Source organism: Hafnia paralvei, from assembly GCF_020150375.1.
GTDB classification, from domain to species: domain Bacteria; phylum Pseudomonadota; class Gammaproteobacteria; order Enterobacterales; family Enterobacteriaceae; genus Hafnia; species Hafnia paralvei.
This window is the reverse complement of the sequence record NZ_CP083737.1, coordinates 1,854,808-1,873,938: the sequence shown is the minus strand read 5'-3', so window position 1 is coordinate 1,873,938 and position 19,131 is coordinate 1,854,808. Positions and strand designations below refer to the sequence as shown.

Annotated in this window: 13 protein-coding genes; 3 read left to right on the top strand and 10 right to left on the bottom strand. The window is 48.5% G+C overall.

What is annotated here, in order from left to right:
- Nucleotides 1-185: 185 nt before the first annotated feature.
- Genes mukB through cmoM form a run of 4 tightly spaced genes read right to left on the bottom strand, consistent with a single transcriptional unit; the run spans nucleotide 186 to nucleotide 7,450 of the window.
- A complete protein-coding gene (gene mukB / locus K9N75_RS08800; protein ID WP_039188786.1) occupies nucleotides 186-4,640 on the bottom strand; it encodes a chromosome partition protein MukB in 4,455 nt (1,484 codons plus the stop codon).
- Nucleotides 4,637-5,365 (bottom strand): chromosome partition protein MukE, encoded by a 729-nt coding sequence (gene mukE / locus K9N75_RS08795; protein WP_224452485.1) that lies wholly within the window; start codon nucleotides 5,363-5,365, stop codon nucleotides 4,637-4,639. Before mukE ends, mukB begins: the two co-directional genes overlap by 4 nt.
- Nucleotides 5,346-6,668, bottom strand: coding sequence for a chromosome partition protein MukF (mukF, locus tag K9N75_RS08790; protein WP_008813023.1), 1,323 nt, complete (start codon nucleotides 6,666-6,668; stop codon nucleotides 5,346-5,348). The genes mukE and mukF overlap by 20 nt, the downstream gene beginning before the upstream one ends.
- Nucleotides 6,665-7,450, bottom strand: a complete 786-nt coding sequence (cmoM, locus tag K9N75_RS08785) for a tRNA uridine 5-oxyacetic acid(34) methyltransferase CmoM (RefSeq protein WP_004095702.1) — start codon at nucleotides 7,448-7,450, stop codon at nucleotides 6,665-6,667. The genes mukF and cmoM overlap by 4 nt, the downstream gene beginning before the upstream one ends.
- A gap of 175 nt (nucleotides 7,451-7,625) precedes the next feature.
- On the opposite strand from cmoM, the gene elyC reads away from it, so the two are divergent.
- Nucleotides 7,626-8,396, top strand: a complete 771-nt coding sequence (gene elyC / locus K9N75_RS08780; protein WP_224452484.1) for an envelope biogenesis factor ElyC — start codon at nucleotides 7,626-7,628, stop codon at nucleotides 8,394-8,396.
- A complete protein-coding gene (locus tag K9N75_RS08775) occupies nucleotides 8,393-8,656 on the top strand; it encodes a hypothetical protein (RefSeq protein WP_008813020.1) in 264 nt (87 codons plus the stop codon). Before elyC ends, K9N75_RS08775 begins: the two co-directional genes overlap by 4 nt.
- Nucleotides 8,657-8,670: 14 nt before the next feature.
- Here K9N75_RS08775 and K9N75_RS08770 read toward each other — a convergent pair whose 3' ends face one another.
- The 6 genes from K9N75_RS08770 to K9N75_RS08745 form a co-directional block, all read right to left on the bottom strand.
- On the bottom strand, nucleotides 8,671-10,038 hold the full coding sequence (locus K9N75_RS08770; protein ID WP_224452483.1) for an 8-oxoguanine deaminase: 1,368 nt from the start codon (nucleotides 10,036-10,038) through the stop codon (nucleotides 8,671-8,673).
- Nucleotides 10,013-11,479, bottom strand: coding sequence for a nucleobase:cation symporter-2 family protein (locus tag K9N75_RS08765; RefSeq protein ID WP_202215731.1), 1,467 nt, complete (start codon nucleotides 11,477-11,479; stop codon nucleotides 10,013-10,015). Before K9N75_RS08765 ends, K9N75_RS08770 begins: the two co-directional genes overlap by 26 nt.
- 124 nt (nucleotides 11,480-11,603) lie before the next feature.
- Nucleotides 11,604-13,019, bottom strand: a complete 1,416-nt coding sequence (locus K9N75_RS08760; RefSeq protein WP_039188795.1) for a nucleobase:cation symporter-2 family protein — start codon at nucleotides 13,017-13,019, stop codon at nucleotides 11,604-11,606.
- Between the two features lie 448 nt (nucleotides 13,020-13,467).
- Entirely contained in the window at nucleotides 13,468-14,361 is an 894-nt protein-coding gene (locus K9N75_RS08755) for a YcbJ family phosphotransferase (protein ID WP_174705405.1), read from the bottom strand.
- 154 nt (nucleotides 14,362-14,515) lie between these two features.
- Complete coding sequence (kdsB, locus tag K9N75_RS08750; protein ID WP_008813015.1) at nucleotides 14,516-15,271, bottom strand: 3-deoxy-manno-octulosonate cytidylyltransferase; 756 nt, start codon at nucleotides 15,269-15,271, stop codon at nucleotides 14,516-14,518.
- A 4-nt stretch (nucleotides 15,272-15,275) separates the two neighbouring features.
- A complete protein-coding gene (locus K9N75_RS08745) occupies nucleotides 15,276-15,452 on the bottom strand; it encodes a Trm112 family protein (protein WP_008813014.1) in 177 nt (58 codons plus the stop codon).
- A gap of 445 nt (nucleotides 15,453-15,897) precedes the next feature.
- On the opposite strand from K9N75_RS08745, the gene K9N75_RS08740 reads away from it, so the two are divergent.
- On the top strand, nucleotides 15,898-19,122 hold the full coding sequence (locus K9N75_RS08740) for a molybdopterin cofactor-binding domain-containing protein (RefSeq protein WP_224452482.1): 3,225 nt from the start codon (nucleotides 15,898-15,900) through the stop codon (nucleotides 19,120-19,122).
- Nucleotides 19,123-19,131 lie beyond the last annotated feature (9 nt).

Here is a 19,131-nt window from a genome sequence, read left to right as displayed (position 1 = left end):
AGCTTAATTATACAAATAGAAATGACTTTTTGCCGTTTCATGTGCCGGTTGGTGCATCAACTGCCCGGACATTACGTTTTATTTATATGATGATACGTTACCGCCTACATTCTGCCAAAAAAAACGGCCCGATAAGAAGGCCGTTTGCGTTAATAATGATTTCAGTATATGAAATTTATTAGGTTCTAGCTCTCTGACTCTTCTTGAGTCACTGATTCCATTATGTTTTTCTCGGGAGCAAAGCCTCGCAGTCCCACAACATGAACATGTTCAGTGTTATTGAACACTTTACGCATCAGTTTATATGTGGTGCCCTTTTCTGGGCTGATGTTTTCTGGCGCCGCAATAATTAGCTGCATCTCCAGACGCTCACACAGTTCAAACAACGTAGCGATAGATTTTGCATCTAGACGAGCGGCCTCATCTAGGAACAGCAAACGGCACGGTGAAATATCTTTGCCACGTAGACGGCGTGATTCCTCTTCCCAGCTTTGAACGACCATAACCAGAATGGACATGCCGGTACCGATCGCTTCACCCGTTGACAGCGCTCCGCTCTCCGCACGTAACCAACCATCCGAACCACGGTTAACCTCAACTTCCATTTCTAGATAGTTACGATAATCCAGCAATTCTTCGCCAATGGTTTGCGGCGTGCGCTGCCCCATGTCGATTTGTGGATTCAGGCGCTGATACAGTTTCGCTAACGCTTCTGAGAAGGTTAGCCGGTTGCTATTAAACAGATCCTGATGTTGTTCCTGCTGTTCTGACAACACCGTCAACAGCGTTGAGTGAGCTTCACGTACGTTGACATTCAGACGAACGCTATTCACCTGCCCAAAGGCAACTGTCTGCAAACCTTGGTTGAGCATACGAATGCGGTTCTGCTCACGCTGTATGGTCTTGCGAATAATATTGGCGACGCTCTTCGAGCTAATAGCCAGTTTCTGTTCACGGGAGGTCAGCTCTTCTGTCAAACGTGCAAGCTCAATTTCCATCTGCTCGATAGCGTCAACAGGATCATCACTGCGGATAATGTCCTGACGGATACGCTCACGCAGATGCTGATAAACGGCAATATAGAACTGGATTTTACGTTCAGGGCGTTTTGGATCTTCAGATAAACGCAGCACATCTCTCAAATGCTCGTTGTCAGCCACCGCCAAACGCAACGCACCTAACGCCTTGTCCGACATAGAACGTAGCTCATCCGCGTCCATATACGCCAGCTCACGACGATGGAGTCGACGTTCAACGCCATTGTCTTTGACTAAGCGCATCACGGCACACCAGCCTGCTTTCGCGGTGGTAACCTGCTCGCGGATCTGATGGTAATCGCGCTCAACCTTACGCAGGCGTTTTTGCAGATTATCCATTTCTGATTCACAGAACATAATCTGTTTTTCAAGCTGATTACGACGCGCACGGTTATTGCTCAATGCGGTATGCAGCTCATCTCGGCGTATGCGCGCGCGCTCTTCTGCGTTTGGATCGGCCTGTACGCCAATATCTTGCAGCTCTTGAGACAGCTCTTTAAGCATGTCACGCTTGGCTTCAAACGAGCTCTTCAGCGATGCAAGCACCTGATGATACTGAGCCAACTGAGCCTGCTGCTGACGAAGCTGATCGCGGGTACGCGCACGATCGGCTTCAGCATGTTCTAAGCGCTGACGCAGTTTATCGTTAAGGTCAGAGTTCTCCGTCAACATGCCTGCAGAATCGCTGTAGCTGAAGTGTGCACGACGCTGAACCACTTCAGTGAGCGCGAAGGTCTGCTGTTTCGCGGAACGCTGATTTTGCTGAGCCTGCTGATAATCTTGACGCAACTGCTCATGCTGCTCTGGATCGCTCTGCAACACAGAGAGCATCGGTTCCAGCTTGGCTAGGTTTGCCCCATGCTGTTGCAGATAGCGCGCCGCTTCCTGCGCCTCTTCCAGTTCCTCACGGATCTCTTCAACGCGATCCTGTAAGGTTTCATCAGCAAGCAAACCAATATGCGGTGTTAACTTATGCAGCAACGCAACGCTTTCTTTCGCCTGAGCTAATTGCTGACGTTGCTGCTGCGTAATATTGTCCTGATTATTGAATTCACGTTCGATCTCGGTACGACGACCGTTGATTTGACGTAACTCAGCTTCCGGATCTTGCTCAAATGCAACGGCTAAATGGCTGCCGATAAAACGACTAAACGCCTGATGTAGACGCTGAGTTTTCTGCACGTCGAACGACAGCGTAGCATAACGTTCAGCCAACTCATCACGCTGCGCATACAGCGTTTCCAAACGGCTTTCGCGGGCTGCACGACCAAATAACGGCACCTCAGGGAAGCGAGAATAACGCCACTGGCGATCCGATGCCTTGACAACCACAGCACGCTCAAGCTCATCAGCGGCAAATACGCTGTCATCAAACGACTGCGGATCCCCTTCGATCAGATAGAGATCTTCCGGACAATCTTCCAGCCCCGCCAACTGTTCACGAACCAGAGAAAGGTCTGGGACCACAATCGCATGGCGTGCAGGTCCATATAATGCGGAAAAGTACGGCGCATCATCGATGGTCACGTCATCGTAAATTTCAGACAGCAGAACACCGCCAAAACGTTCGGCCAGCGCGATCAATCGGCCGTCTTCTGCTCCGCTTGGCTGGCTTAAACGTTCAATCTGGTTCTCAATTTCACGTTTCTGATGAGCAACTTCATCGCGTTCGACGGTAGATTCACGTTCACGCTCCAGCAGTTGTTGCATCTGCTCAGTAACCTGACGACTGTCGGAAAGTTCGTCACCACACTGATCGCTAAGCTGGCTTAGTGCTTCTTGTGCCGCTAACCATACTGGCGCTTTCGCCGTCAGATCTTTTGCTTTCGCGGTGATCTGCTCCAGCTCCTGACGCAGCACCATGCGGCGTTCGCTGGCTTCGGCAACGTCGAGGGTCAACGTTTCAATCCGCTCTTCCATTTCGCGCTGGGCATCATCCAGCTCTTCAGGCTGATATTGCTGTCCGGTACGTTTACAGAATTCCTGTAATAAACGTTCAGCGTCTTGCTGCGAACGTAAACGCTGTTCTAATTCAGCCAAACGCATACGTAATGGTTGTACACGTTCAGATTGATGCTGAAGTGAAGACCAGTCGCGTAACAAATCTCGGCCAGCCTGCCATGCCTCGCTGCGGCTCACTTCCCCCACCAGCTTCACGACCAGTTGGTAAGCATTTTCAAACTGGGAATGCGCAGCACTTGCCACATTCATTTTTTGCTCGAGCTGCATCAGAATTTCAGTCGCTTCCTGCTCGCGTGCGCTGAAGGTTTCAAGCCACTCTTCGCTGTTATCGGCGTTGAGATCGGGCAGTTGACACACCTGACGAGCACGCTCTAACGCTTGTAGTGCTTGCTGGTACTGAATAGCGCGTGTCTGCTGCACGTCCAATGCCTGCTGGTAATCAGCCAACTGACTTTTTAGCTCATCCACTTCAGCTTCGGCCGCTTCTGAACGCGCTTCATAGTCAGCGTGCAGATCGCTTGCCTCAGCGACAACTTCGTTCTGCTCTTCTAAACGATAAGTCAGCTCTTCCAAATCACTTTGATAACGCTCGATCTTCTCCTGCTGACGCATCGCCGTTTGGACAAGATTTAAGTGATCGCTTGCGGCCTGATAATCGGTTTCGAGATCGGATTCAGAGCCGCTTTGCTCCGCCAGTTCACGAGACATTTCGACATGACGATATTGTTCCGCCAGCAGCTGTTTACGCCCACCCAGCAGCTCACGTCGCAGCAGCAGTGCCTGATCGAGGTGAATGCGACGCTCGTTGGCGTGGCGCATATAGTCAGCCGATACATAGGATGTTGCTTCAGTGATCAGGTGTTTGAACAGGTCACGGTCGGACTGCGTTACGCGAATAGCTTCAAGCGTCATGCGGTTTTCACGCAGCGCGGCTTCCATATCCTGAAATGCTTTACGCACCCCACTGTTTTCTGGCAACAGATAATCGCGCAGAGAGCGGGTAATCGCGCTGGAAATACCACCGTACAGTGAAGCTTCAATGAGGCGATAAAACTTGCTGCGGTCAGATGCTGAGCGCAGACGGCGTGGGATCACGCCCAGATCAAACATCAAAGAGTGATAGTCGGTGATCGAGTTAAACTGCTTGAACTGTACGCCTTCGATCGCTTCAACTCGTTCTTTTAGCTCGGCCAGCGGTAACACTCGAGCCTGACGCTCGCCCACGGTTTCCGTTAGGATCTGCGTTGGCTGGAACGATGTCGGTAAGCCTTGGATTGTGAAAGGCTTGATATCAACTTTACGGTCGCGACCTGCAACCTGCTGTAAGCGAACCCCGACCAAAACACGCTGGTGACGCGAGTTAACGACGTCAAGCGTGGCATAACATACGCCTGCGCGCAGCTTGCCGTGCAAGCCTTTATCACGTGAACCCGACGTCGCCCCTGCTTCCGTGGTGTTACGGAAATGCAGCAGCGTCAGATCGGGGATTAGCGCCGTAACAAACGCCGCCATGGTGGTCGATTTACCCGCGCCGTTGCCCCCTGAGAGCGTAGTCACCAGTTCATCAAGATCAAAAGTTCGGGCAAAGAAACCGTTCCAGTTAACCAGTGTCAGCGAGCGAAATTTTCCGCGTTCAATCATTCCTGTTCATCCTCCGCATTGTCCGCGCTACCGTCTGCACTGGATTCGTTTTCTTCGTTTTCATCATTCAGCGACAACGTGTTTTCTAACGGCATGGCTTCGCCGTCACGGATCATTCTGAGCTGGGATTCACGTGGGTCATCGCCGCTGCGCACGTCTGCACCAAAGCGGAAAACCGCCTCAGTGATGCGGAATTTAGTGCTGTCATTACCCATGAAATAAACCATGCCCAAACGACGTAGCCTATTTAATGAGGTACGAACTTTCTCTTGCAGCTTTTGACGGTCAAGATCCGAACCGGTGGAGCGTTGGTTAACATACTTCAGTAACTTGCTTTCATCGGCCAGAGAGAGCAACTCATCATAGAGTTCCTGTTGGCTGAAGATACCTTCGTGCGCCAAACGCTCAGGACTTAAATAGAGGTAGCACAGAATTTTGCCCACCATCATATCCAGCTCAGACAGAACAGAGCGTGGGATAAGCGTGGTAGAACGCGGTCTGAGATAGAAAAAACCTTCCGGTGCACGGATGAGTTCAACGTTATAGCGGCTATAAAAGAGTTCCAGCTCATCCTGAAAATCCATCAGGAAAGCATGATTATCTAACTCATCAATGCCAATGTGACGACCGGAACGCAGTTGACTATCCAACGCGGGAAACAGCGGGTTAAACACCGCTTGCGCCAGTCTAGCTGGCATCATATTTTCAGTATTTGTCGATGACATGGGCCTGTACCTTGGCTCCGTAATCATTGATCGCCTGCCATTGGGCAGGTAATCCGGTGAAATCAGCTTCAGCCACACCTAAGCGAACGGCTTGGTCGACCAAAATTCTTGCCAAATCGAAATGACGTTGACGCGGATACTGAGCAAGGTATTCGCGTAAAACCGCGCCGAGATCCAGCGGGCGTTGCTCTTTTTGATAAATCTTTAGCTCTTGCTCGATCATTGCCGCCAGCTGTTCGCGGATTTCAGAAAACTCTTCATATTCCATATCCGGAGGCAGCTCGCCGGTCACTTCTTCGTTGAGCAGCGCAAGCTCTTCGTCACGCATATCAAACAGACGATCGGCATTCGCAATAGTAAGTGCCCAAGGATTGTCAAAATAACTCTGCACGGACTGACGTAATCGCTGGGCAAAGACGCGGTTTTTATCCATATCAATCGCCGTACGGATAAATTTATGCACGTGTCTGTCGTAGCCGATCCACAAATCGATGGTTAACTGGCCCCAACTGATAATGCGGTCTAACTTGTTCTGCAGATCAAATACTAACTTGTCTACAAATGCCAAATCCGGATTATTCATATTGGCATCTTGAATACGCAGCAAATTGGCCTGCAGCTTATCACCTGCGGCTTCTAGCGTATCCTGCAATTCACGCAGCGTGCCTGAGGTTTCCGACAGCAACACTTCACAGCTAGAAATCGCGGCGCGCCAGTCCTGATTCAGCAGAGCTGCGATATCCGCTTTTACCCCCTGCTGCTGCTCATCCATAATGCGTTGAGTCAGATCGATACTATCGAAAATCTCGGCAACTGAGTATTTCAGAGGAGCAAACACGTTGCGGTGCCAATGATATTCATCGCCACCTTCTTCAGCGGCTTCCGCCGCGCTACGCAATTCTTGCGCCACGATAGACAATTGCATAGACAAACGCAGCGTAGAAAACTCTCGCTGTCGAATGTAGTAATCCGTGATGCCAATCCCCAACGGGGTTAGACGATAAATCGCGTTACCGTCGGCTAACTCGCTGGTAAAGCGATTAAGTAAACGCTGCTTAACTAAATCGTTAATCGCATTGTTGGCACGGATTGCTACCGTTTCATGTGTTTGTTCAAAAGCTTTGCTGACGTGTCGGAATGCATCGATCAGTTCGCCTTCACTCATCTCTCCGTCTAAACGCTCACTGTTCAAAGTAGCTATAGCCAAAATGAAAGCCAAACGCTCGGTAGGGAGTGAAATTGAAAAATCATTTTTCCGCGCCCAGGCAACCAGCTCCGGTACAGTCTGGGAGAAATCACTCATAGTTGGTCCTTCGTGTCGGGTTTGTACGCCATCACATGGATGTAACGTCCCAAACTCACAAAAGGCTCCTGACGACAGTAACGCTGCTCCAGCGCCAATAAATCGTCAAAAGCCTCAATCTGTTGCGTTTTATCTCGCAGGTAATCATGAAATACCCGCACGCCCGTTTTACCGGAAATTGTCAGCCCTATCTCTTCTAACCAGCCATACACCTTTTGCGGATCTAAAGGATGATCAGGGGAAAGCGTTCGAGTTTTACGCTTTTGCATCCCTTGATTGACGTATGCCGTATTGCCAATGATCACGTTTCGCATCAATAGACCATTGTAGTTATAGAACATTAAAGACAATGCGCCGCCGGGATTTAAACACTTCATCAAAGACGCTAGTGTTTCCTGAGGTTCTGCTACCCACTCCAAAACCGCATGGAACAATATCAGATCAACCGGCTGTTCTAAATATTGATGCATCTCTTGTGCAGGACTTTGCACAAAACGCATGTGCTGGCTCACACCTTTTTCATCCGCATAGGCCTGTGCACGCTTTAGCATCTCACCGGAAATGTCGCACAGCGTAATATGATGGCCGCGCGCGGCGAGCTCACAGGATACCTGTCCAAGCCCACCGCCTGCATCAAGAATGTGTAAAGGTCTGTTGGGAAGCTGGGTCAGTAACTGTTCCAGATCCTGCCATAATACGGCCTGACGGATTTTTCCTTTGGTTGTGCCGTAAATATTGCGCGCAAATTTTTCAGCGATATTGTCAAAATTACGATCCTGCATACCTCGACTCATGAATATGTCGGCTCCTGAATATTTGCACAGCGCATCACCAGAAAAATCTCCCGTGAGGGACGCTTTAAACCTGCTATTTTGACACAGGCTGGCATAGAATGAATCTTATCGGCCACATATTCTATCTAGATGTCGTTTTTTCATTCAGAAAGGCACCTAATTTATGCTGTTTGCGCTAAAAAAGTTTGTCGGTGGGCTCCTTTTGCCTCTGCCCTTGTTTCTCTTGATCATCGCAGTGGGCCTGATTTTCATCTGGTGGACACGGTGGCAGCGCTTAGGAAAAATCTGTATTTCACTCGCTTGGCTTGGAATTCTGCTATTAAGCCTACAACCTGTTGCCGATCGCCTATTGGCTCCACTTGAAAATCATTACCCAACGATCAATACGCCAAGCAACGCAGATTACATTGTGGTGCTGGGTGGCGGCTATACTTTTAACCCAGACTGGGCACCAAGTTCAAATCTCATCAATAACAGTTTGCCTCGAGTCACGGAGGGGGTCCGGCAACTTGAGTTAAATCCTAGCGCAAAAATTATTTTTACCGGTGCCGCCGCCATTAGCAATCCAATAAGCAGCGCCCAAGTGGCCGCCAATGTGGCTAAAAGTTTGGGCGTACCCGCTGAGAGAATTATTATCTTAGATAAACCGCGTGATACGCAGCAGGAAGCACAGGAAGTGGCTAAGATTGTGCAAAAGCAGAGGTTATTGCTGGTCACATCTGCAAATCATCTCCCACGCGCGCTACGTTTTTTTAAGGCCGAAGCGTTAGATCCGATTCCAGCACCTGCAAATCAACTTGCTATTTCATCACCATTAAATCCTTGGGAACGCTGGTTACCATCACCACTTTACCTCGGCCATAGCGAACGAGCATGGTATGAAACCTTAGGAAGTTGGTGGCAGGCATTGCTAAAAGCGAAGGATGAAAAATGAAACACAGAGTAATCAGTATTCTTATTGCCCTGATTGTGTTTGAAGCGCAGGTGATTTTACTTGATGTGTTATCAAAAGCGGAAAACATGCCCGTCAGCTTGAACCCACTGAATGCCATTAGCGCGGTGGCGTTCGTACTGGGATGGACAACGGGATTAAACTCCTCCATGGCCTTGGTGACAGCCACTGTGGCGCTATTGCTAATCCCCATCGGTGTCTACTGTCTCTGCCATACTTGGCTGAAACAAAGACACCGATGAAGAAGGAAAACCACCTATAATCTGCCTCGATTCACCAGCAGGCAAGCTAAGCGATTGTGATGCTGCACAACGGAAGGTAAATCAATCGTTTGCAGCTCCCCTTCGCGAATCACCACTCGCCCGTTAATCACATTATAGGCAACGTTGCCTGGCGAACAAAAGACCAGAGCAGCCAGCGGGTCGTGTTTGGCTCCGGCCAAATTTAGCGTATTCAGATCGAATGCCACGAAATCCGCCGCCATTCCTGGTGCTAAATAACCAATATCGTCGCGATTGAGCACCTTAGCGCCACCTCGAGTCGCAATCTCCAACGCTTGCCGAGCACTCATGGCATCTGGGCCAAAGCCGACGCGCTGTAACAACATGGTCTGACGCGTTTCCGCAATCATATTTCCTGCATCGTTAGAGGCTGAACCATCTACGCCAAGTCCCACATTTACACCTTCATCTAACATCGTGCGTATTGGAGCAATCCCTGACGCTAATCTCATATTTGAGCAAGGACAATGAGCAACGCCTGTACCTGTTTTGGCAAACAAACCGATGCCAGCCTGATCCAATTTAACGCAATGGGCATGCCACACATCCGCGCCGACCCATCCCAAATCCTCTGCATATTGGGCTGGAGTCATACCGAAATGCGACTGACTATAGCTAACGTCATTATCGTTTTCAGCCAAATGCGTATGCAACGACACGCCATACTCACGTGCCATTTGTGCCGTTTTCACCATCAATTCTCTGCTTACGGAAAACGGAGAACAAGGCGCTAACGCTATACGTAACATGCTATAGCGTTGTGCATCATGGTAGCTAGTAATCAGTCGTCGCGAATCTTCCAAAATAGCCTGTTCGCTCTCAACGAGTTCGTCGGGAGGCAATCCACCTTTACTACGTCCAACGCTCATGCTTCCTCGGCATGCATGAAAACGCATGCCTATTTCCCTAGCAGCCTCAATGCTGTCATCCAGACGACAACCGTTAGGATAAACGTAAAGATGATCGCTTGAGGTCGTACAGCCAGAAAGCATCAGTTCCGCCATCGCTGTTTGCGTAGAGACTCGGATCATCTCTGGAGTCAGTCCAGCCCAGATCGGATAGAGATTATTTAGCCAACCAAACAATTCGCCATCTTGTGCTTCGGGTATTACACGAGTTAATGACTGAAACATGTGATGATGAGTATTTATCAAACCAGGGATCACGACGTGCCCATGGAGATCAATTTCTTCATCAGCAGGGGCAGCGCACAACTCTTTCCCCCCAACCGCAACAATACGATTTCCCTCAACCAGCAGGCAACCGCCTCTAATCTCTCTTCGCTCATCATCCATCGTGACAAGTAATTCTGCATTTTTAAAGAGCAGCGTTTTTTTGTGCATTTTGTCTCCTCCGCATGGCGATATATTCACGCGTTGTAGTGAAGGCTTCCCGAGCTGCGGTACTGTTCATGTCTAAATCCTGCAACGTGCATTCTTTGCAGCCTGGAATTTTTGCCTGTCTGTCTCGCCCATTGAGAATCAGATTGGCAGCGATCGCAACGACCGTACCTATCGTAATGCCGCTGTGTAAAAACATCTCAGCGGCTTTCGGCATTTGTTGAAATAACTGGGGAACCATCACGGGTAACATGCCTAAACCAAGGGTCAGCGCAACCACCATGCCATTGTTATTATTTCGATAATCAACTTGTCCTAACGTGCGAATCCCTGACACCGCGACCATCCCAAACATCACAATCCCTGCACCACCGAGCACAGGCTTAGGTACGGCAACCACGAAAGCCGCTAGCTTAGGAAACAAACCGAGAGTAATGAGAATGCACCCTGCAACGCCGACAATAAACCGGCTACGAACACCGGTCATACTGACCAATCCTACGTTTTGAGCAAAAGCAGCATAGGGAAACATATTAAAAAAGCCGCCAAATAAGGTGGCGGAACCGCAGGCATACAGACCACGTTTTAACGTAGCCTGATCGGCTGGACGCCCCACAATTTCGCCCATCGCCATCATAGATGACATGGTTTCCACCATCACAACGATCATCACCATGCACATCAAAACGGCTGGAAAGAGGTGAAATTCAGGTACGGCGAAACGCATGGGGTAAGGAAAGGTCATCCAACTGGTGGCAGCCACCTGAGAAAGATCGAGCTTGCCCATGAAGTAATACGCTACGGTACCAATAATAATGCCCACCAGCACGGCGATATTCTTCAGCATGCCCTTACCAAAGGTGTAGATCAGCATCACAATGGCAAGCGTAAATAAGGCCATCAATAATGAGCCGTAGCTACCAAAACTTGCGGCATCCAGATCTCCGCCACCTATCCAACCACCCGCCACGGGGAGTATTGAGAGGCCAATAAGCGTCACAATGGTCCCCATGACGGCTTTCGGGAAAAAGCGTACCAGCTTGCACACAAACGGCGCACACAGGAGTGTAAACCCACCGGCAATAATCACCGCGCCCGAGATACCCCCGATCCCATACTGCTGACCAATCAACGCCATGGGTATTAATGCTGCAAATGTACACCCTTGAACAATAGGTAATTTACTACCAATAATATTGAATAGGCCTATCGACTGAAGAATGGTGGCACAGCCGCATATAAACAGGTCGGTGCTGATCAAGAAAATAATTTGTTCCGGCGTAAAACCAACCGCTTTACCAATAATAAGGGGAACCGCAATCGCCCCTGCATACATGACCAATACGTGCTGCAAACCATAAACTAGCATTTGTCCTATCGGTAATATTTCATCAACGGGGTCTACATCTACCTTAATTTGAGGGGAGTTCTTTCTCTCCTGAATATTGATGGCATCATTATGAATAGCTTTCACGACAGCTCCTTATATCCATGATTCTCAACATCACGGATATTTCATCTTCATCAATATGCAGAAAATGGCCCCTCTCCATTCTCTACATCCGGGTTTAAACAGTTTTTTCTTTAATTGCCTTTGCTAAGGTTATTTTTTTCACTTCCGTATCATCAATTTCATTATCAGGATGGTAACCATTGAAATAGAGATTTAGGCTAACCGCACATACGGTTGCTAGCAGGATCCCGCTATGCAATAAAGGCTGAATTGCCGCAGGTAGCTGGCTAAAGAAATCATGGGAAACCGTGGGGATCATGCCAATCCCTAAGCTGATAGCAACGATGTACAGGTTATAACGGTTAGTACTGTAATTAGCGCGCGAAAGGATACGTATTCCCGTCGCCAAAACCATACCAAACATGACAATACCAGCGCCCCCCAATACAAATTGAGGAATTGAAGCAACAATCAATGCCATTTTGGGAATCAGCCCGAATACAATTAATATCCCACCAGACATAACACATACCCAGCGGCTAGATACGCCTGTGACACTCACTAAGCCAACGTTTTGTGAAAATGAAGTATGTGGAAAACTGTTAAATAAGCCACCAATAACAGTACCGATGCCATCAACGCGTAAACCCCTAATGATATCTTGTTGTTTTGCTGGCCGCCCCACAATATCGCCTAGCGCTAAGAACATCCCCATCGACTCTATAAAAGTAATCAACATAATCACCGTTAATGTGATGATGCTGACGGGTTCAAAGGTTGGCCAACCAAACGCAAATGGTTTAATGGGAGCAAACCACGCCGCATTGCCTAGCCCGGCAAAACTGACTTTCCCCATCATAAAAGCAATGGCAAACCCAAATAAAATACCCAGCAATACCGAAATATTGCATAGGAAACCTTTAGCAAAACGGGTGACTAATAGAATAAATACCAATACCAGTAATGATGTCCCGATATAGATTGGGCTGCCGTAGTCTGGATTCCCTTTCCCTCCCGCAGCCCAATCAATACCCACCTGCATAATGCTAATGCCAATAGATGTGATGACGACGCCAGTCACAACGGTTGGAAATAGAGGCATGAGTCGGCCAATCACTGGCACTAATAATGTGGCGATAATACCCGAGGCGATTGTCGCACCGAATATTCCCGTGAGTCCTATGTTTGGGTCGGCGCCAATAGCCAGCATAGGGGTCACAGCGGCGAAGGTAACAGACATGATGACCGGCAAACGAATCCCTGCAAAACGGCCAATGCCTAAACATTGTAATAGCGTGACAACGCCACAACAGAAGAGATCGGAACTGATCAGAAAAGCAATTTGTTCTTTGGGTAATCCGAGGCTACCGCCAATCACCAGTGGCACTGCCACGGCCCCCGCGTACATAACTAACACATGCTGAAGGCCTAAAGTAAAAAGCTGCGCAATTGGCAATCTACGTTCCACTTCATCAACGACGGGCTCTATCTTGCTGTGCTCTATTTTAAGGTTAGGATTTATGACGCTCATGGACACATCGCTCCTTACGGCTCGGCTAAAGGGTAGGTTAACCAGCTACGATTCGAGAGCCTTCGCTCCCCTATTTACGGATGTACAGCGTTATCATTGACGCAAATGGCGATGTCGTTGAGTGGACATATCGATTTTTTGCGTACATGCCAACCATGCACAGAACATGCGCACTTTTATTATTTGTAGGGTTAATGAGAAGAAAAACGAAATAATTGCGGGGGAAATCACACTTGAGGCTAAATAAAACCGCTCTTTTCAAAAGATATAGCGAACAAGCACAAAAATAGAGATTTAAAAAAGAGTTTATCGTGCGGGGAGAAATATCAAAGTGGTAGAGGTTTGTATCATTATCACATTTCCGCCTCTCATAGTGATTGATAATTAACCAGCAAACCGCTTTCGATTTGCCGGTTATCGACCGACCAATTAGAGATTATCGTCAATATCAACCAAGCCAAGGCAAAAGTTGCTGTGCAGCGCGATCGACAACTGGACGTTCAACAACGCCGGTATGCAGGTAGCGTCCAATAGATTCCCACAATACATAGAGCCACCGCCTCATCATAAAATCATCGCTCACCGGTGCTTTTTGTAAATAGGTATGGAGAAGCTCCGTTGCCATTCCATCTTCACTCAGACGAAAGAGATCATATTCACGCGGTGCCCATAACATCATTCCTGGATTAAGCATCGCCAACAGTTGATCGCTTTTCTGATCCTTTAACATACTTCTTAACGTTAAATTTCCATGTACCAAAACACAACTATCATCAAAACCAGCAAACAGCTCTGGCAATTTCTCTTTGCTGCGAAATAAAATTCGTCGTGTTTCAATACCCAACTCTGTGGTTTGCATATTACCAAGGGTTGACCAAATCACTTCCAAACGCTGCTGATACCATTGCGGCCACGTATTTTCCTGCACGCTATCAACATTTCCTACACAGCCATGGCTATCAATGCGGTGCCAAGAAAGAATGCCTTCCGCAATCTGTTCTTTCAGACATTGCCATCGTTGTGGGGTTCTAGTGGGGGCTTCAACGGAAACGCCGCGCAGACGTTCAATCAGTAGGACTTCTTTATAAGGAAATTGGTGCGTGGTTAATACACCATAAACTGTGGGTAAACGAATATCCCCCTGACGCGCCAGCATTGACAGCTTATAAGCCTCCTGCTGAGCAATTCCTTGACATAAAAAGGTTTTAGCGACTAAAGGTAAAGGCGTGCCCTGTTGATTATAAAGGGTAAAAAGGCTAGCGTACGGCTGTTCACTGATTTGCTCTAAACGGCCTATTGACTCTCCCAAAACGACGCTCAGTTCAGCTTTCAAATGATCCATGCTGTGATACAGATTTTGCTGCATTTCACGGTACCTTTTATCGCCATATATTCACTCATCATGGCGGAATTATCGAGGTATTGTATGCGACTAGATCAAAAGAGCGCACTCTTGCACGCTCTTATTTTGAATATAGAGAGCTGAAACGATCAGCCTATTTGCTGGCTGCAAAAATACGGCGAACCTGTTCTAAATCTTCCATGGTATCCACCCCTGGGCTTGGCGCGGTCGCGGCAACATCCACGTGGATTTTTTCGCCATACCACAACACTCTCAGTTGCTCTAACATCTCAATCTGCTCAAGGCTGCTTGGTGTCCACGTTACATAGCGGCGGATAAAACCGGCACGATACGCGTAGATACCAATATGGCGCAAGAAAGTATCACCAATCTCATCGCGAGAAACCGCAAAACGATCGCGATCCCAAGGGATTGTCGCCCGAGAGAAATACAGCGCATAGCCATTTTTGTCGCAGACAACTTTAACTGCATTAGGGTTAAAAGCTTCTTCACTCGTCGTGATAGGCACCGCCAATGTGGCCATCCCCGCGTCACTGCCCGCCAAATTATGAGCTACTTGACGAATAATTGACGGTGGAATCAGTGGCTCATCGCCCTGAATATTGACGATAATCTCATCGTCGGCAAAACCACATTTCTCGATCACTTCGGCTAAACGCTCGGTGCCTGAATGATGGTCTGCGCGTGTCATACACACTTCACCACCCGCAGCTTCCACGGCTTGTTTAACATCAGCATGGTCAGTTGCCACAATCACGCGTGAAGCACCAGACTCCAGCGCTCTTTCCATGACGTGGACAACCATCGGTTTTCCACCGATATCCGCGAGAGGTTTCCCAGGTAAACGCGTTGAGGAATAACGCGCAGGGATAATAGCAATAAAACTCATCTGATTATTTCTCATCCACAGGAAGTAAGCGGGCCTCATTCTCCAGCAGCACTGGAATACCATCGCGTAGTGGGTAACCCAAACGATCGGCTTTACAGACTAGCTCTTGATTTTCTTTGTTAAAGTAGAGTTTTCCATTACAAACAGGGCAAGCAATAATTTCGAGTAAGCGATGATCCATGATTGTTCCTAAACGGGTTCTTGTCTCAGCGAAAAAGCATGTGCTAAGGATAACTCGCAACAGCAAAATTATCACGGCTTGTATGATGATAGGGGCAAATAACGACAAAGATCGCCACAACTTATCAGATCGATAAACAAGACTCTCATTCTGAAGAGAATTTTATCTATTCTCCTTTTACCCTCCTCACATCAGAAACAGTATCTGTACAAAAAATACGCCAGCATCAGACCAACACCCCAGATTTATGCGATAAACATCACAAATTAAGGATGACAAAAGCCTTCTATCCCGTTGTGGCACAAGTGTTGAATCAAGAGAAATTAGACATGAATTGCGTCGAATCCCCCTCTGACTCGCCACTTTTCATTATTTTCACAACTGCTATCTCTGATGACCTGAATTAAAGAACAGGTTCGTAATAGCGTTACGTAAGGAGAAATTCATGAGTGCATCATGCACCACAACGACAATCCGTCGCGTTGATGGATTGGCTAAAGTCACAGGAACAGCCATATACGGTAACGATATGTCGCTCCCCGGCATGCTGTATGGCGTTTGTCGCTACGCCGACATCGCCGCGGGGAAAATCGAGCACATCGATCTTACGGAAGCCCTCAACATTGACGGCGTCGTCAAGATCGCAACCTATCAAGATATCCCTGGTGAGCCCGTGGTTGGCGTCATCGTCAAAGACTACCTGCCGATTGTTAAAGATGAAGTGGTTTTTCACGGTGATGTCATCGCCGTTATTGCGGCAGAGACATACGAAGCGGCTTGCCTCGCCGCCGACAAAATCCAAGTTAGCTATACGCCTTACACCCCGATTACCGACGTAGAACAGGCACTCAAAGACGATGCTCGCCTGATTCACCCCGAACGCGGTAATAACATTGCGGCGCATCATCACACCATCAAAGGTGATATCGATGCGGGCTTTGCGTCATCTGCACATATTCTTGAACGTGAATACGAAGTCGGCTTTCAGGAGCATGCCTACATTGAGCCGGAAGTGGTGCTGACTTGGCTTGATCCTACCGAACGTCATTTAATTATCTCCGGTTCAATTCAAAATCCACACCGCGTGCGTAGTTTTGTCGCCAAATTCATGGGTTGCCCACAGGGGCATATCAATATCAAACGCGCTGTAATGGGCGGATCTTTTGGCGGCAAAGATGACATTATCGATCACCTTGCTTGTCGATCTGCACTGCTGACCACCTTAACGGGTAGACCCGTCAAATTCTGTTATACCCGTGAGCATTCCATTCTAGAAAGCTGCAAGCGCCATCCGTATAAGATGAAATACAAGGTTGGTGTTGATAACCATGGCCAAATACAGGCGATGAAGATTGATATTTTGGCCGACAGCGGCGGCTATGCAGCCTCAACGCCCTTTGTGACATGGCGCAGCTCGGTTCAAGCGGCGGGCCCTTATCGAATTCCTAACGTTCGAATTGACGTCACCGGCGTCTACACCAATAACAGTTATACCTCCGCAATGAGAGGTTTCGGTTCCCCTCAGGTGGTGTACGCCAATGAATCCTTGATGGATGAAATCGCCGAGCATCTGCAAATATCACCAGTCGAAATTCGCCAGATTAATGCGCTGCAGCAGGGAGATGCTTCAGTCACTGGACAAATTTTTGATAAGCATACTGTTTCTGCTCAAGAGGTTTTAAATCGCGCCGTCGAAGCCGCAGATTTCAACAACAAACGTCAACATTACGCCAACCTAAACCGTCAAGGCGGCGTATACCGCTATGGCATTGGTTTAGCCCTCAGCTACCGTGGCTGTTCCATCGGTGCCGAAGGTGTGGATACGTCCACTGCGCTGGTTCAAGTCAACGAAGACGGTAGTATCAATATAGCGACCTCGGTTTCTGAAAATGGCCAAGGGCTGCAAACCACCATGTCGTTAATCGCTGCCGAAGCTTTTGGCGTACCGCTGGCAGAAATTATGTTCAGCGAGCCTCCTACGTCGGTTATCGGCGATGGTGGTTCAACGGCGGCGACACGCGGCACGTTAGTCGGCGGTGGCGCAATTCTTGATGCCGCCATGAAAATCAAACAACGCATTCTCGGCGTGGTCGGTGAACTGATCGGCACTCGGGAGTTAGCGGATACTCTTTGGCAAGACGGTTCGATTATCAATAAACACGATCCGTCACAGTTTATTGATTTCAAAACTGCGGTAAACAAAACTAAATGGGCCAGCGTCAGCCTGACAGAATATGGCTGGTTTGTTCCACCACCGATTCATTGGGATGAAGAAAAAGGCACCGGTAGCCCCTATTTCACCTGGGTTTATGGCTGTCAGATTGCAGAAACTCGCGTCAATGTGAGTACGGGTAAAACCGATTTACTCCATGTTACCGCCGCCCATGATGTCGGGCATGTCATCAACCCCGTGGGCTTTAATGGGCAGGTGAGCGGTGGCATTGCGCAAGGCTTTGGCTATGCGCTTCTGGAAGATTTCAACATTGAGAATGGGCAGGTAAAATCCGAAAACTTCGATACTTATCTCCTCCCCACCATCAAAGATATCCCTGAAATCACTATTATCGGCGTCGAGAATCCCGATCAGGCTGGGCCTCTAGGGGCCAAAGGTATCGGAGAGCCAGCAACAGAGCTGGCTGCTGCAGCCATCAATAACGCTCTGAGTTTCGCCTTACAGACACGTTTCAACAAGCTCCCACTGACACTCGAGCAGGTGATATTGGGCTATAACCTGAAAAAACCCGCCAGACAAAGCGAACTCATGGTTGAGACAAGCAACAAAAAACAGGTTCTACGCTTAACTGACGTCAGCGTTACTCGACCAAAAACATTGTCCGAGGCCTTAGACTTGCTGGCTCAAGACGATGTCAGCGTTATCGCTGGCGGCACAGACGTGATTGTTCAAGGACGCTTGCAAACCAAGCCAATGCATCTGATTGATATTTCACGTTTATCAGAGCTCACTCAAATTGTCGAAAACAACGGTTGCTTAGAAATCGGGGCGGCAACAACGTTTAACCGCATCGTTGAGCATGAAATCGTTAGAACTCGCTACCCGCTGCTGGCGCAAGCTTGTAAAACCGTAGGTTCGAATCAAATCCGTAACCGAGCAACTATCGGCGGTAACATGGTTAATGCGGCTCCCTGCGGTGATTCTTTGCCTCCGGCGATTATCTATGATGCGGAGATTGAATTGCAGTCTCGTGACAGCACACGTCGCATGCCTCTGTGTGAGTTTCTTCAGGCTGGATATAAAACTCAGCGAAGACCTGATGAGCTGATGACCAAAGTGATATTGCCTGCACCACCGCAACCAATACCACATGCGTTCTATCACCAATTGGGACGGCGAAACGCGCTAAACATTACCCGCCAAAGCTTAACCTGCCTAATCGCCTGCGACTCTACCGGCGTTTTGAACTACTGCCGTTTGGTTGACGGGGCGTTGTTTAGCAAACCACAGCGATTACTGGATATAGAGCGCTGCCTGCTCGGTCATCATTTGACGTTGGAAACTATCGACGCCGCCAGCCAACAGCTAGAAAAACTGATCTATGCAGCCATCGGCAAACGCTGGTCTGCCGCCTATAAACAGCCAGTATTTATTAGTATGTTCCGCGACATGATGATGGAAGCGCAAACATCGCTATATCAATCAGAGCAAGCTTAGGAGTATGTG